This is a genomic window from Paenibacillus sp. CF095 (assembly GCF_900101225.1).
GTDB lineage: Bacteria > Bacillota > Bacilli > Paenibacillales > Paenibacillaceae > Paenibacillus.
In genome coordinates, this window is the sequence record NZ_FMZN01000014.1 from 1 (window position 1) to 16,401 (window position 16,401).

The following is a 16,401-nucleotide window of genomic DNA, read 5'->3' on the forward strand; positions in this document are numbered from 1 at the left end:
GCTTTCCACAAATTTCGAGGTGCGAATCTCCCAGGGAAATCATGTGAGCTTTGGGTTCGAACCTGTTTCAGTTTTATGACCTTTTGGCAACGAGGGTATTGAGTTAATATACTGTTGTGGGATATAGTGGAGCTAATATGTGGAAAAAGTACCGGAAATACGTATTAAGGTATACTAAACATAACTTGATACGTGTATTTCCGCTGTCGCACTCCGTATGGAGTGCGTGGATTGAAATAGATCAATTTTGATATCAAAGTTAAATGATCCACGTCGCACTCCGTATGGAGTGCGTGGATTGATATTATTTAGCTGCCTATACCATCGGGCGCTTTTTTTATTTTTAGTCACACTTTGTATGGAATGATGATCCATCCTTTTTATAGAATTAAAAAGTGAATTCAACTTGCTCCCAGTTCCACGTTCTATTTTTAAAAAATTTCCACTTTTAAGTTATATAATCCCGATCAGAAAATAAAAATAGCGCTCACTGATAATCCAGGAGCACCTAACGAAATCTAAAGTCCAATTACAAAAGGCCACCCGCATATTGCAAGTGGCCCTTTACTCTACCCGTTAACACCGTGATTAAATGGAGAAATTGTTGGATTGGAAGATGGAGAGGAAACCGGAATCACAAAACTAAGAAATGTCATCAGAATAAATGTAGCTACTAATGCTCTTTTCATCATATACCCCCTGCAATATAGTTTTGTACTTCACGATCTGATCCGTAGTAGCAATTTTTCGTAAATCCTCAAATATACCTATAGTTGCAATAATGTCTTTGTCTAAGTCCATTGTAACCCCTACTTGTAGATAATCGAGGATATAATTTATAGCAACATCGTACCGCCGCTGACCCAAATTGTATATTGCAAGTTGATTAAGTAATTGTACGTAGTATACACGATTCCCTAAGTCTTCAAGCTCTGAAAAAGCTTCTAACTGTTCAGTAATAGAGTTAAAGTAATATTCATCTACATTCCACTTATTCAAGTTCGCGGCTTCGACAATTGTAATAAATCCCGGCAGTGCTTCCTCTTCATTCTCATGTATAAAATCAATATATTCATTTAATATCTCCTCCTTGCCGGACAACAAATCAACGGCGTATCCGTTAGCCTTCGCGAATCCTTTAAAACGTTCTATTACCACTAAGTCCTCATCTGTTGCATTGTCGTACCATCCCAAGTCTGCATATTTGGCTATGTATTCTCTAGCAAGATCAAAATGACCATGCTTTTGGAAAACGATAGATTTTGCTAAATACCCATAGCCAAAATAATATATCAAAGGACGCTTTATCATTTGATTTAAAGGAATAACGAGTTCATCCCATTTTTTCTTATTTTCATACATACGTTCTGCCAAGGATAAAATGTGGTCAGCAATACGATCCGCTTCGTCCCATTCGCTCTGTCTATAGCTTAGTCGGAATAACTCAAAACCTTTATCTAAAACATGTACATGATCCGACAGCAGATAAACTCCATTGTCTATAGCATTCTCCACTGCTAACGCCTCCATAAACTAGATTTAATTCACTATAAAAGGGTCTCTTAATTGTTGCTACGCAGTAATATCCTCTGTTTAATTACAAATATACTTAAAATTCAAAATTTAATTAGTATTGAGAAGTTTAATCATGAAACTATATAACGACAGAAGATTGTTTATTTTGAATATATTTACAGTATAACTAATGATACTTATAAGGGCAATGTTTAATTATTTTGAATCTTGTGAAGACTCCAATACATAACAGCTATTGTCTAGACTTCTTAGTAAGAGGAGTAGATGACATATATGAATCAAACGATTGCTGAACAGATTGGTGTTATCATAAGGAAATTACGAACAGAACAGGGATTAACACAGCAGGCTTTAGCCGATGAAATCGGCTCATCTTTCTCCTTTGTCGGCAGAGTTGAGCGCGGTGAAAGCAACGTCACATTAGAGACTATCATTAAGATTTCGAATGCCTTGAAAATTGAGTTTTTTGATCTTATGAGTTTAGGAAAAAAGCAAGACAGCGAGGATATCCTGGCAATCCATGCATTACTTCTAAAAAGAAGCGAGAAAGAGCAAAGAAAAGCACTTAATATTTTGAAAGAAGTATTTGATCGGGATGAGGTGTAGAAGAGACGTTTAATAGTTTATCTTTGTTCAAGGTTTGTTTAGAATCAGGGCAAGTGGAGGAGGTAAGGTTGGGATATGTGATTTAAATTGATACTGCCCACAATATGTACTATGTTATTAAATTAATTGTTAAGAAATCAAGAACAGTCTGCCACCTTGGCAACTGTTCTTTTTGATACATTAAGTTATTGATAGTTCTCTTTACTTATGTATTAATCAAAGAGTAAGATAATTTCTTTTAAATGGAGGAGGAATATGATGTTGAAGAAAAGATCAATGTATCAAAAATTCTCGGAAATTCTCGGCATTGCACTCTTGATGCTCATCGCAACAATATTTATGCTACCGAGGGTTGCGCTAGCAGCAACCGAACCAACATATCAGGAATGGGACAAGGGGCAGGAACATGTGGGGTTAAGCCATCTGTGGTTTACTGACCGAGCAGATAATGGGCTCATCCCGGTTCGTCAAAACTGGAAGTGGGGATTCATCAATTACCAGGGCAAGTTTGTCATTAAGCCACAGTTCCAATTAGCAAGAGATGCATTCTACCAGGGCGTAGCAGTCGTAAATAGAAATCAGTTAATGAATAGTAAGGGCAAAGTGATATTTCAGGATAAAGGCATTGAATATATCGGTGGGTTTAGCAATGGGCTGGCGATTGCGAAGAAAAATGGGAAGATGGGCTACCTAAATACCAAAGGAAAATTCGTTATCTCTCCTACATATGAAGAAGGAACAAGCTTTTACAATCAAGCAGCATTGGTGAAAAAGAACGGTAAATGGGCACTCATCAATAATAAAGGAAAATTGCTTACGGCGTTTAACATCGAAGACAAGAATTATGGGCCAGAATATCGTAAATCAGGACAATTCCCCGTAAAAATAAATGGACTGTGGGGGAGTATGAATTACAAAGGGAAGCTTGTGGTACCCGCAGAGTTCCAAGACAAAATCGAATTCAGAGGGAATACCGTAGAATGGGGACTCCATCGTGATGCGTACAGTGCCATTGTTCGGCAAGATGGTTTGATTATTCCTTTAGATAAACAGTATTACAGTTTAGGTGAGCCACAGAACGGACTTTGGATAATCCAAGGAAGTGGCGAAGGAATTGTTGATGTATCCGGACAATTAATTGTTGAACCTCAAGATGATCAAAAGGTTATTCTCTCAGAAGACGGAAGTTATGCTGTGAGAGACATGAGAGATCCAAGTGCCGGTTGGACATTTTATAAAAAGGATCAAACGCTGCTATTCGAGTCCAATTATACAGATATTCAAGCATTTTCAGAGGACTTTGCTGCTGTGAAGGTTAATCAAAAATGGGGCTATGTTTCGAAACAGGGAGACATCAAAATACCCGCTCAGTACGAGGAGGCTAACCTGTTCCAGATGGGAAGTGCCGTCATTCGCAAGAGTGGCAAGTATGGATTGATTGGAAATCGTGGTGAGGTTATTTTGCCTGCCAAATACGATGAAATAGTGCCACTGATCGAGCGGACCAATTACATGAATAACCGTATTGAGAAAGTGACAACAAAAAATCCACTATACCGTGTGAAACTGAAGAAAAACTATGGGATCGTGGACAGTCGGGGGAAAATCGTGATGGATGTGAAATACGAAATTCTTGAACTCGAACGTACCGACTATTATCACGATATTGATCCGATAGCAAGAATTCAATATGCATTAAAAGCCAAGGATGGCTTAATCACCACATCATACAATATTGAGACGGGTAAACGAATATTCCCAACATATGCATTGGTAAACTACCTTGGTGACGGGATGTACAGTGGGGTTCCGCTAGGGAACAATAGTAAGTATGTTATTTTCAATGCAAAAGGGAGCGAGGTATTCCGCTCAGGTATTGATGGTTAACTGACGTTGTTAAACTTTTGGATATGAGAAGTTTACAATGATAAATACACGATTTACAAAACGAGAAGGTAAGAATCCCGCCATTACTAGACATTTCAATCAACATAACACAATGTCGAATCTGAACAAATTCTCACTAAAGCGTTGGGAGCGTTAAGCTCGTAGGTAGCCCGACTAACATGACTATGCTTGCCTATGATCTGTTGTGGCGTCTAAGCGATACAAAAGTGGGTGGATCACGGTCAGTGAGTGCGGAATTCGGTGTTTAAATGTATACTTGATGCTAAGTAGTTCAGGCGCGTAAGATAAGAATAGGAAGAATTAATGGATAAAATAGACCGATAGCCTTGATTCTATACATTTAGGCGATATTTACAAAAGCAGAGTCCAACTTGTAGACACCAAAGATTCCTATGATATGGGTGATCCATTACTATACTGTAGCAGGTGCGAATGCCAAGCTCACATGATTTTCCCGGGGGATTCGCACCTCAAAATTTGTCGAATAGACCCATTTTATGACCTTTTGGCGATGAAATATTATCAAAGTTGTTCGAGTAATGGAATCAAAGTAGTTAACATACCGAAAATACGTTATTATCATTTGTGTATTAGAGATGATACGTCTTTTTTCGCTGTCGCACTCTGCATGGAGTGCGTGGATTGAAAAGTCCATAGCTCAGTGTTCCACATAATTATTTACCTCCTGTCGCACTCTGTATGGAGTGCGTAGATTGAAATACCCGCGCCGCTCAGGATTGTCGGGTACTCAGCTAGTCGCACTCTGTATGGAGTTCGTGGATTGAAATGGATAAAATTGAACGCAATTCATCAGCTATTGGTGTCGCACTCTGTATGGAGTACGTGGATTGGAATAGACCTCCGAAGTGTTTTGGGTTTTGCTATCCATGGTCGGTCTCACTCTGTACGGAGTGCGTGGTGAAATAGTGACAGAAACAATGACGATTAGTGGATTAGGATGTCGCCCTACGTATGGAGTGTGTGGATTGAAATAGTGATACACTAAACATTATGTTAAGTTCCATAGAGTCGCACTCTGTATGGAGTGCGTGGATTGAAAGTTTCGTTTAGTTTGTATTAGTAGTCTTGCAGCATTGTCGCACTCTGTATGGAATGCGTGGATTGTAATCTCCGGCCATAATTAGCCCACCACCCTTGATTTAAGTCGCATTTCTTATGGAGTGCGTGGATTGAAATCAGCAAGTGTTGAAGGCTATCCAGCCCTCTGTATAGTCGCACTCCGCACGGAGTGCGTGGATTTAAACTAACAATAGGTTGACCTTACCTCTGCTTTGATTAAGTCGCACTCTGTAAGGAGTGCGTGGATTAAAATCCGTATCTAGGAAAGTATCTTTAGTGAAATTTTGAAGCACTCCATATGTAGTGCTTCGGGTTAATTACAAACGGCTTGCCGTTAGTTTTGTAATCTTTGATCTACATCAGAATTGGAGCATCGTATGAATAGACAAGCACCTATTTTTCGCTGAATTCCTCTCGTTACTTAATCGACTTGAAATGGAAACGACACGTTTGTCCGCATTTCTGGGTTCTACGCTTCATGGTGTGACAGGAGTGGGCTAACTCGATATGTGGAATCTGATACGTATGTATTCGATAATCGCCGATTGGATGGAGCTTCACAAGATATCGTCAACCCTTATATCATTGAGCTATCTCGGACAGAGCCGATTTATTATAAAGGTGATCCATTATGCTTTAAGCTCATCTTGATCGGAGATGCCGTTCGTTACGATAATTATATCGTGGCTTCCTTGACTCAGGCTCATTGTTTAGGAATTGGAGCGGAGCGTAAGGCGTTCGAACAGTCAGGCATTTTTCATGGAGATCAGAATGGATTGATTTGGAAACAAGGACAATTGCATATGAACGCAGCTGCACCAGAAAACATCTCTCCTCATGCCCTGCAAGAACATGCTTCATGGTGCTCTGTACATCTGTTGACCCCTGTTCGGATACGTCGAGGTGGCGCGCTGGTACAGACAATTGATTTTCCAACTATCATTCGAATTATTAAGAGAAGAATTCAGTTGTTGACGGAGCGTTATGGAGGAAATATAAACACGGATGTAGCGATGAAGGTATGTGAATTGGCAAGCGAGATGAGCCTGACGTCTTCCGGGTTATATCTGAATGAGATGCATCGATACTCCAGTCGAAAAAAAGAATCGGTGGATTGGAGCGGCATGCTGGGTTCACTAACATTTGAGGGGGAACTGTCTCCCTTTATCCCTTGACTGAACACTGCCCGTATTTTACATATCGATGTGGTCTACAGGTCCATGTAATGTGAAGCAGACTTATCCATTGAAACAGGATTTTGATGTGAGTGAAGTAGTATATGGGCTATGAATCCTGTGGACAGAGGGTATCGCCAGTGGTAGTAATGAAATGTGAAATGCCATGAAGTCATCTGAAGCAGGTGCGAAACCCTAAGCGCACATGATTTCCCTGGGAGATTCGCACCTCGAAGTTTGTCGAAAACACTAATTTTGAGATCTTTTGGCAACAGGGATATTGAGTATATATGCTGTTGTGGTATATAGTGGAGTTAATATGTGGAAAAAGTATCGGAAATACGTATTAAGGTATTCTAAACATAACTTGATGCGTGTCTTTCCGCTGTCGCACTCCGTATGGAGTGCGTGGATTGAGATTTAACTACGTTGGAGTATTGCTGTAGGTCCTGCTGCTCGCACTCTGTATGGAGTACGTGGATTGAAATGCAATCAGCTCATGGTTAAACCGTGTCTTGGGTAGTCGCATTCCGTATGGAGTGCGTAGATTGAAATTTACCGACAAGTGACTTTGTGCTATCCGCAAATGTGGTCGTACACTGCATGGATTGCGTGAATTGAAATACTCACCGTACCACTGCAGGAGAGTGTTTCATCTGTAAAAATCACGTCACTGAGAGAGCAACGACTTTAAACTGTATTGATGTAGAATGTACTTTAACGGTTGGCCAAAACTTTCTTACTCAAATTAAAAAGATCCTCAAATCCGGAAAGACAGAAGTCATATAGGGATTAAAAGGCGTTAAGAATGGAAGATTTAATACCCGATTTGAATGAACTATTCGTAAAACTAGGTCACAAGAACGTCGCATTCTGTATGTAGTGCGTGGAGTAGAATTGTTTAGCAAGTGTCCAATATCAGAATGCGTATTTAGTCGAAATCCGTATGGAGTACGGCTAGATAATATTCCAGCAGCATAAAAAAACGTTATATACGACTTGCTTGCACTTGCCAATAGGTTGGTACCTGAAGTAAATGAGATCATTGGATCAACTACTTCCCGAATAATTTCTAAGCTAATTATGTCTATGCTTATTTTGTGACTAATCTATAAAGTTTCCTAAGAGACGATAAGAAGAAAGCGTACAAGATCATCTGATTCACCCTCCACTATTACTCCTTTTCCCTCTTTATTCCCAAGTTCGAATCCTACCCTAATAAAGAATGCTTGAATTCGTTTTTCATGAATCAATTCTAATTTTTCCAACAAAATGGCTTGTATATATACTTTTTTATAGTATTTCCTGTTATCAATAAATATTTGTTGTGCAGGAATTTGTAAATAAATGCCGAATTTAGTCAAATAGATATTGCCTAAGTCCTTGTCTTAATAATTTCAAGCGATTAAAGGAGGGATTTGTCTATATGAATAGTAATCCATTAAAGCTGATCTTTGATAATTACAATGAACTTAATAACCTGATGGTAAAAGAGATTGAATTAGCCACGGCTCATCCGGGCTTAACAGGTAGTTACCGGGAGGAAATGTGGGTGAAGTTTTTCCGAAGTATTATCCCTCAAAAGTTTTCTTTTGTTCACGGCGCAATGATTATTGATTCGGAAGGGGGGATTTCGAACGAAGTTGATATTGCTGTTATCGATGAACAATACACTCCTTACATATTTCAGTACCATACATTGAAGTTGATTCCCATCGAGGCGGTCTCGATGGTTATTGAATGTAAGAGCACCGATCTGCCCACAGAACAATTAGAAACATGGGCCAAAAAGATTGACAGCCTTCATGCTAAAAATACTGGCATCGCTAGAATGGCAACCGGATATGCCACTGGGGTAACCAATGCTACTCAATCTAGAAGTCAACCCATTAAAGTACTCGTTAGTATCAAAAAGTCGGTTAAAGACCGCACCTTAATGACGACAAGAGAAGAGCTTGGAGAATACTTCGACTTCATTATTCAAGAGCAGATCGATAAAACTTCAGATAACACGAAATTTGAAGTGTTGGTCAAAAACGAGAAGAAAACGTTAGGATGGTGGGGTAGACGCCTTAATCAGCATATTTCAGATGAGGCAGATCACAGTGGCCTAGCCCTACTTACGAGTCCTGATCAGCATCAAGCTAAGAATTTTAAGGAATGTAAGATCCATCTAGAAACAAAGGCAGAGCAGTCCCCTGATGGGAAGGATATCAGTATATCTTATATATCAAACAAGTTAGAGGATTTAAGAATTCCAAACAACCCGTTACTCACCTTGAATTTACAGCTCAATCAATTGCTGATGTTAGTCAATAATCCGATGCTGTTCCCGCATTTTGCATATGCTAATGCATTCCAAAATCTAGTTCAAGAATAATACGATAATTCTGAAATCAGACAATAAAGTGAAGGAACAGGAAGGTGGGAGGACAGACAATGGATGAAAAACTCTTAAAGGATCTAATGCATGCAAGTGCGATTGAAACACGTAAGTACAATATCGAATTGCTAACACCTTTGGCAATTCATGGGGCAAGAAAAGATATTTCATTTCGTATTACCAGTGTTCGGGGTGTTTTGCGATATTGGTGGAGAGCTGTCCGAGTCGAAGATGGGATGAATGAGCTCCGGAAACAAGAGTCATTGTACTTCGGCGGCACAGATCAGAGCTATGGTGGGAAATCCCCAATTCGTTTCACATGGGATAATGTCCAGTTGACCTCAGGATCATTCCCAATGTTGCCTCACCGTAACTCTAAGGATCGACAACGTGGACCACAGATTCAACAAATGATATCTCCTAATCAGCATGTGAGCTTACGTTCTGAGCTTCGAAAAAAGGTGAAGGACGAAAAATCACAAGGGGACGCTTTTGCGGATTACATTCATCATGTATTGGAACTATTTTTCATCCTAGGTAGTATGGGGCAGCGTTCTCGAAGAGGATTTGGTGCTGTTCAATGGGACCAGCATCAATTCATAGACGTTGCGGAATTCTTCGAATATTTACGCCATCTTTTTGAAAGAATTGGTCGGAAAGCGGAAGTTCATCTACAGAAACAGTATTTGACTTTGAATGATCTAGAAGGAGAACGTGCGCTCACAAGACCACATTTATCCTCAGTATGGGTTGGCGAAGGCCACGAAAATGCACTCGAGATTGTTAAAAAACTCGGGGTAGCGTCCCACGAAAGAAAGGATAAGCGTTCACTAGGAGGGATTGCTCCACGATTCGCATCTCCCTTATGGTGTACCGTAAAGAGAATTGACGGGTTATATCACCCAGTCATTTCCGAATTGTCCTCACAAGAAACACAACGGAGTGATAATTATTTCAACGAGCGCAACCAATTTTTGAATCGCATGGGAGTGAAAACTGTTGGAGGAGAATAACCGATATTACTGCATTTTCGGGATCGGCCCGGTACAATCCTTCATTGCTGCTTCGCGTAAGTTGGAAGATTTGTGGGGGGGGAGTTACCTTCTCTCATTCTTAATTAGGCAATCTCTTAGGTCCATTAGAGAATTGTGCAGGCAGCGTCAGATCCAGTATCAAGTCATTTATCCATACATTTCGGATAATGAGACAAATCAAATTGAAAAAAAATCGCTGGCGGTTGCCAATTATCCTAACCGGATCACGTTTACGCTGGAGACTTCTGAGGAGAAGGCGCATGGACTGATGTCAGACCTTGAACTGCACGTTCGAGGTGAATTGGTCCGAATATCGGATTGGTCCATAGAAAAAGTCTTTCAAGACAATACGCACGAAGGGAAACAGCGTATCCATCAGCTTAAGCAACAGGCAGAAGAACAAGTTCAACATTTTTTAGAAGTGAACTGGATTGCTTACCCATGTTCAATTGCTTCACCATCGAATCGACAAGAAGCCGAACGAATGTATCACTCACTCAAGGGACAACGCTCTATGCAGGTTGTAGCGGAAAAAGGGATTGCTTGTACGGTATATCAACGGATGGATGCCTTGTGCTACCAACCGCCGTTCTCCGGTGACCGCTATGGGGATTTAAAGCGTAAATTGAGAGATACCTGGAATAGACGCCGACATGAATTCAAGCCAGGAGATGCGAATGATCCAGATAATGCACGCATAAGAGACAATGAGTTTTTATGTGGGATTAGCTTGGTGCGGAGGGTTGCACGCGACTTTTTCCAAGAAGAATTCAATTGTGGATCAGATGTGTTTTCCCGTTATGAATCTGTCGTTGGTATCGGTTCTAAACAGGATGGTTACTATGCGGTTCTGCTCATGGATGGCGATAACATGGGCCAATTCTTCAATGGTAGTGAATCTGAAGTTCAGCATACGAGTGAGCGATTAGGTCATTTTGCTAGTGTGACAGTTCCCTCTATTGTTGAGGAGCATGAAGGGATATTGCTGTATGCAGGTGGTGATGATGTTCTTGCATTGTTCCCTGTTCAACAGGTTCTTGCAGCAGCTTATCAATTACGTAAAGATTTTGGTGATCCAGATACGGGGTTAAACGGAGCTACGGCATCGGCAGCTATTGCTGTCGGGCACAAAAGGACACCGCTTCAACAAATGTTGAATGAAGCCAGGACACTTGAGAAGGCTGCAAAATCGTACACTACAACCAGTGGTACTGCTGTTTTAAAAAATGCGTTTGCCCTATCCGTTCTTCCACGTTCAGGAGAGTATTTAGGTACCATTGTTTTACCTTGGGAGAACCATGGCGTGCTAATGACAGAAGCATTGGAACAACTCATCGAACTTCTCGGTGAAGTTATTTCTACCTCCTTCATTTATAATTTTGCAGCCACTTTCCAGAGATTGATTGGAGAAGATAGTCATGAAGAACCAGCATACTTGGAAGAAATGGTATTACTGGAATGTTACCGGCTTATGGATCGTTCCGTATATGATCAAGAACGCCGAATGGAATACCGTCATCAATTAGCTCAAGTTCCAGAGTTATTTCGCCAATTAAGGTTGAAGGGCTTTATAGATTTGTTGAAAATGTTGGCCTTCTTCAACAGAAAGGAGACATCACGTGCGATTACTGAAACTGACGCCAGCTGATTCCTTTTTTTTCAAAGGTCATATGATGTCTGAAATGGGAGTGCCGTCTCAATGGTCGGGTCTTTTTCCACCTCGTCCTAATACGGTGTATGGTGCGCTCAGGTCTGCTTACATTCATCAAGGGAGCACGTTTGAGGCTTTTCGTCACGAAAGCGATGCACATATGAAAGAATGGATGGGAACACCGAAAGAAATGGGGAAATTTCGGCAACAGGCTGTTTTCATCAGACAAAATAGAGAGATTCTTTTACCAGTCCCACTGGATTACCGGATTTATTCGATGATTGAGCACGGTGAAGAAAAGTTAAAAGCCGATATACTGACGTTAGCTCCGAACCGTGTTTTGTCTAACGTTCGTGCAGGTTACACGTTAACTAGAACAGGCGAAGCTGCCCGTGAAGGCAAGGATAAGGAACACCACGGTCAATATGTTCCGTTGGAGCAATGGTGCCAAGCGATTTTTAAGCAAGAAGAGATTCAGGATATTCGCTCGTTGTCTCAGATCGTGGATGGTTATATGAAGACGGGGATTAAGATTGATGCCGTGACAAGTGGAGCGGAGGATGCTCACTTTTTTCAGATGAATATGCTGACAATGCGTCAAGAATGCGAGCTAGTATCAATCGTCTCAGAGAAAGAAGCTCCTGATTTCTCCAAGGTGCCGATGGTGAGCTTAGGAGCCGAAAATAGACCATGGTTCTTAGAACAAGAGCATGTGAACTGGCAGGTTTGGTCAGAAGAACAATTAAATCAAATTGTTCAATCCTTACATGATACAAAACGAGCTAGAATTATACTGTTAACACCACTTGTGCTGCCTGAAAATTGTCCGTTATCTCAGCCAGAACAGACTGAAGATTGGCTCTGGGAACTGTTTCCTGGCGTGCATGTTAGGCTGTTGACTTGGGTTACGGGACGTGCAGAATTGTACGGGGGGTGGGACATTGTTGCGAATCGGCCCAAACCGAGACAGTTGATGTTACCTGCTGGAACGGTGTTTTATGTAGGTATTCAGCCAGAAGATATTACTTCACTCAGTCAGGTGGCTAACGGATTTCATCTGTTTGGAGGAGAAACCGAGGGCAGAGATCAGGAAGGTTTCGGATTTGCTGTAATAGCCAGTATCAAACCATAGTTTCGAAGTGAAAATGACAAGATCGAGGGGGAGTTCGTTTGTTTACCACGTTTAAACCTTTTCTATTATACGCCGTTACTTCGGTCCATGCGGGTAGCGGAAGTGAAATTGGGATCGTAGATCTTCCGATTCAGCGAGAAAAGCATACGGCATTTCCAAAGATTGAAAGCTCTACTCTCAAAGGTGCATGGAAACGTACCGTGTCTGGAAGAATCGGTGAAAGTTCTGAGGAGATAGCGGATTTTTCAAAAGTTTTTGGATCATCCCCACGAGATGATGAGCATAACGATTCTCAGGCGAGTGCAGTATCATTCCTTGATGCACGTATTCTCTTGTTCCCAATAAGATCATTAAGAGGTACCTTTGCATGGGTTACTTGTCCATATGTAGTGCAACGTTATAATCGTGAACTTACTATGTTGAATGCTGCAAATCAAGAAAAGATAGACTCTTTAATTCTTCCCGTGGTTGAGGCAGGTAGTGTCTCTGGCGATGCCCTTTTAATCAACTCCGCAAAAGGGGAAACTAGTCTATCAGGTAGCATTGTGCTTGAGGAATATACGTTTACTGTAAAAAGTTCTGAGGACACCGAACGTTTAGCTGAGAAATTGGAGGCATGGATTGGTACTCCAAATGGATCTATTGGCATTAGAGATCGTCTAGTAGTTTTATCAGATGATGAATTTACTGATTTTGTACAAATGTCAACTGAAGTCAACGCTCGTATTCGGGTAGAAGACAATGGTCAGGTTGAAGGTGGGTTGTGGTATGAAGAAAATATACCTCCTGAAACTGTCTTTTACAGTGCGCTTCTGTTTGGGAAACCAAGAGAATCTCAAAAAAAACCGAATAGAGCTGGAGCAGAACTGATTAAAAAAAGCAGTTTACATACAGCTGAGGATGTAAAAAGGTATGTTACTCAGGACCACTTCCCTGAAGTGTTTCAATTAGGAGGTTCGTTTACCATAGGCAAGGGAATCATGCGCAACATTCGATTGGAAGGTGGAAATGAAAATGAGTGATCAACAACCTTCTATCCAACAAATTGAAGGCGGTAGAGCAAGTTATGCTTTTCAGGAAGTTCAAAAGGCTGTCAATCAACTGAGTAGCTCAGAAAAAATTAAATTGTATTCCTCTTATCTTAAACGTCTTCCTAGCATGATTCAGGTTAACGGGCTGGGGCAATCCATGGCATTTTATTATTCTAAAGGTAAGGAAAATCAGTATGATTTGATTTATCAATCTATTAGTCATTGGATTATGAATAAACCAGAACTACAAATGGAGCAAAATAAAGATTTCTTAGGAGAGCTTGTATCCTTAAATAGTGAACAATACCGAAGGGTGACAACAGAAGTACATGCATTGCTTAATTGGATGCGAAAATTTGCTACAGGTATGTGTAGCGAACAGGAGCAGCGGCCTGGGGAAGAAGACTTATGACAAAGATGACTGAAAGTGATCATCGGATCTACCATCCGAAGGATACGGGTGAGATTTTACGTCGGAAACCAAAAGCTGATCATTTATGGTACCTTCTCCACTATAATCAAGATATTAGCTTCGACAAATACAAAAATGTGAAGTTTGGAAAGCAAAAAAAATCGTTTACTAAACAAACACTATCGCAAATGATTCGAGTGGCCGAAGCAGCTGAAAAACGTAAGGAAAGTATGTTAAAGCTGTTGGAGTCCAGCTATTATTTTAAGATACTTCGTCTGAAGGACACGTCATTGATCCTCCATGGTTTGGGTAGTTCGCATGTGAATGAAAGCAGCCTTACGATACATCCCGTGTATGGTGTACCTTATATTCCTGCATCGAGTATTAAAGGAGTAGCACGTCGGTGGTTTCTTGATGCTTTGTTGGAAGGCGAGGCTACGAATCTGGCTACCAATAAAGGGATTATAGGCGTGCTTGGACGAGCCTTATTCGGAAGTGAGGATGGGCAGGGAATCGTTCAGTTCTACGACATCTTATTTCATAATGGATTAGAAATTAAGTTGGATGTATTAACCCCGCATTTTGGTGAGTACTATGCTAACAAAGAGCTACCCAGTGACACGAAGAATCCCGTACCTAATACATTTTATGCTGCCAGTGTCCATTCAGTTCAATTGATGCTGACCGTGGATAAACGGAAGCTTGCTACAATAGCATCCGAGCTTTCTATTTTACCTGAGCCGTTGATGGAAATGCTCAGTTATTGGATATCTACAGCTTTTAAAGAGCTTGGGGTAGGCAGTAAGTCTTCGTCAGGGTACGGACGCTTCAATCGATCAGAAGAAATATATACTACTGCCTCAGAGGAATCTGCAGAGAGTATATTGAGTAATATGACGGAAAAGGAAAAGTTGATTTTTAGAATCAAGTATTTATCGTCTTCGGTACAAGATATTGGAGTGAGTAAGAGGGAAATCTATCTCCAAATTATTGAGTCCAATGATACTGAAGCTGCACAAGCTTTGAAGAATTATTGGACAGAGATTGGAGAATGGGTTACTTCAACGAAGAAAAAAGGTTCTGGTAAACAAGCTGATAAATGTAAGGCCATTCAAATGATGCTTTTACCGAATTAGAACTGTTTATCCTGAGGTGCGAACCCCAAGCTCACATGATTTTCCCGGGAAATTCGCACCTTGAAATTTGTCGAAAACGTCAATTTTGTGAACTTTTGGAAACAATTTTTTTGTTAAAATGATTTGAGTAATGGTTATAAAGAAGTTTTAATAGCGAAAAGACGCACGTATCTTCTCATTAGATTAGGTAATTACGTTGTTTTCGCTGTCGAACTCTGCATGAGTGAGTGGATTGAAATCGCTTGTAGAGGTCGATACCGTATTGGATGGACATCACGTCGCACTCTGTATGAGTGCGTGGATTGAAATATTGCCGAGTCCATCATGTCTTGGTCCATTCCGAGTCGCACTAGAATGCGTGGATTGAAATTATCCCTCCTATGTTATAAATTCAGTACAGCCAACGTCGCACTCCATATGTAGTGCTTCGGGTTAATTACAAATAGCTTGCCGTTAGTTTTGTAATCTTTTATCTACATCAGAATTGGAGTATCGTATGAATAGACAAGTACCTATTTTTTCGTTGGAATACCTCCCGTTACTCATTCGACTTGAATGTAAGGAAACGACACGTTTACCCGCATTTCTCGGCTCTACGCTTCATGGTGTGACTGGTTGGGCGCTAACTCGGCATTCTGAATCCTATAGGTATATATTCGAGAATCGCCGATGGGGTGGTGCTGCACAGGATATCGTCAACCCTTATATCATTGAACCACCCCGGCCAAAACCAGTTTATGATAAGGGTGATGCGTTATGCTTCAAGCTCATCTTGATCGGAGATGCGGTTCGTTACGCCAAGGATATCGCGACTTCGTTGACTCAGGCACAAACATTTGGAATCGGAGCCGAACGTAAGGCATTCGAACTAACAGACATTTTTCATGCAGATCAGTACGGACTCATTTGGAAACAGGGACAATTCGAGATGAACGCAGCTACACCCGAAAATATTTCTGTCCATGCGCTGCAAGAACATGCTTCATGGTGTTCTGTACATCTGTTGACCCCTGTTCGGATACGTCGAGGTGGGGCGCTGGTACAGACAATTGATTTTCCCACAATCATTCGGAGCATTACGAAAAGAATTCAGTTGTTGACGGAGCGTTATGGAGGAAATATAAACACGGATGTAGCGATGAAGGTATGTGAATTGGCAAGCGAGATGAGCCTGACGTCTTCCGGGTTATATCTGAATGAGATGCATGGATACTCTAGTCGAAAAAAAGAATCGGTGGATTGGAGCGGCATGCTGAGTTCACTAACGTTTAAGGGGGAACTGTCTCCCTTTATCCCTTGGCTTAACGCTGCCCGTAT

At 41.0% G+C, this 16,401-nt stretch carries 12 protein-coding genes; 11 read left to right on the forward strand and 1 reads right to left on the reverse strand.

All coding sequences use genetic code 11. The annotated features are described in order from the left end of the window. Nucleotides 1-642: 642 nt before the first annotated feature. Nucleotides 643-1,515 carry a DNA-binding protein gene (locus tag BLS69_RS31745; protein ID WP_256332467.1) on the reverse strand — a complete coding sequence of 291 codons (873 nt, stop codon included), beginning with the start codon at nt 1,513-1,515 and terminating at the stop codon, nt 643-645. Between the two features lie 294 nt (nt 1,516-1,809). On the opposite strand from BLS69_RS31745, the gene BLS69_RS31750 reads away from it, so the two are divergent. The 11 genes from BLS69_RS31750 to BLS69_RS31805 all read left to right on the forward strand — a co-directional run. Continuing rightward, nucleotides 1,810-2,142, forward strand: coding sequence for a helix-turn-helix domain-containing protein (locus BLS69_RS31750; protein WP_091039301.1), 333 nt, complete (start codon nt 1,810-1,812; stop codon nt 2,140-2,142). A gap of 255 nt (nt 2,143-2,397) precedes the next feature. Continuing rightward, nucleotides 2,398-4,029 (forward strand): WG repeat-containing protein, encoded by a 1,632-nt coding sequence (locus BLS69_RS31755; RefSeq protein WP_091039303.1) that lies wholly within the window; start codon nt 2,398-2,400, stop codon nt 4,027-4,029. 1,610 nt (nt 4,030-5,639) lie between these two features. After that, the gene (locus BLS69_RS31760; RefSeq protein WP_091039304.1) at nt 5,640-6,305 is read left to right on the forward strand and encodes a hypothetical protein; all 666 of its coding nucleotides are present in this window, start codon (nt 5,640-5,642) and stop codon (nt 6,303-6,305) included. A gap of 1,426 nt (nt 6,306-7,731) precedes the next feature. After that, entirely contained in the window at nt 7,732-8,685 is a 954-nt protein-coding gene (locus tag BLS69_RS31770) for a DUF6602 domain-containing protein (protein ID WP_091039308.1), read from the forward strand. A 59-nt stretch (nt 8,686-8,744) separates the two neighbouring features. Then, entirely contained in the window at nt 8,745-9,701 is a 957-nt protein-coding gene (gene cmr1, locus BLS69_RS31775) for a type III-B CRISPR module RAMP protein Cmr1 (RefSeq protein ID WP_091039309.1), read from the forward strand. Beyond that, entirely contained in the window at nt 9,688-11,370 is a 1,683-nt protein-coding gene (gene cas10 / locus BLS69_RS31780; protein ID WP_091039311.1) for a type III-B CRISPR-associated protein Cas10/Cmr2, read from the forward strand. Before cmr1 ends, cas10 begins: the two co-directional genes overlap by 14 nt. Next, entirely contained in the window at nt 11,342-12,505 is a 1,164-nt protein-coding gene (locus BLS69_RS31785; RefSeq protein ID WP_091039313.1) for a type III-B CRISPR module-associated Cmr3 family protein, read from the forward strand. Before cas10 ends, BLS69_RS31785 begins: the two co-directional genes overlap by 29 nt. A gap of 38 nt (nt 12,506-12,543) precedes the next feature. Then, nucleotides 12,544-13,527, forward strand: coding sequence for a type III-B CRISPR module RAMP protein Cmr4 (gene cmr4 / locus BLS69_RS31790; protein WP_091039314.1), 984 nt, complete (start codon nt 12,544-12,546; stop codon nt 13,525-13,527). After that, complete coding sequence (gene cmr5 / locus BLS69_RS31795; protein ID WP_091039316.1) at nt 13,520-13,948, forward strand: type III-B CRISPR module-associated protein Cmr5; 429 nt, start codon at nt 13,520-13,522, stop codon at nt 13,946-13,948. The genes cmr4 and cmr5 overlap by 8 nt, the downstream gene beginning before the upstream one ends. Then, the gene (cmr6, locus tag BLS69_RS31800) at nt 13,945-15,084 is read left to right on the forward strand and encodes a type III-B CRISPR module RAMP protein Cmr6 (RefSeq protein ID WP_091039318.1); all 1,140 of its coding nucleotides are present in this window, start codon (nt 13,945-13,947) and stop codon (nt 15,082-15,084) included. The genes cmr5 and cmr6 overlap by 4 nt, the downstream gene beginning before the upstream one ends. A 496-nt stretch (nt 15,085-15,580) precedes the next feature. Next, on the forward strand, nt 15,581-16,401 hold an 821-nt coding region (locus BLS69_RS31805; protein WP_091039319.1), incomplete at its 3' end, for a CRISPR system precrRNA processing endoribonuclease RAMP protein Cas6.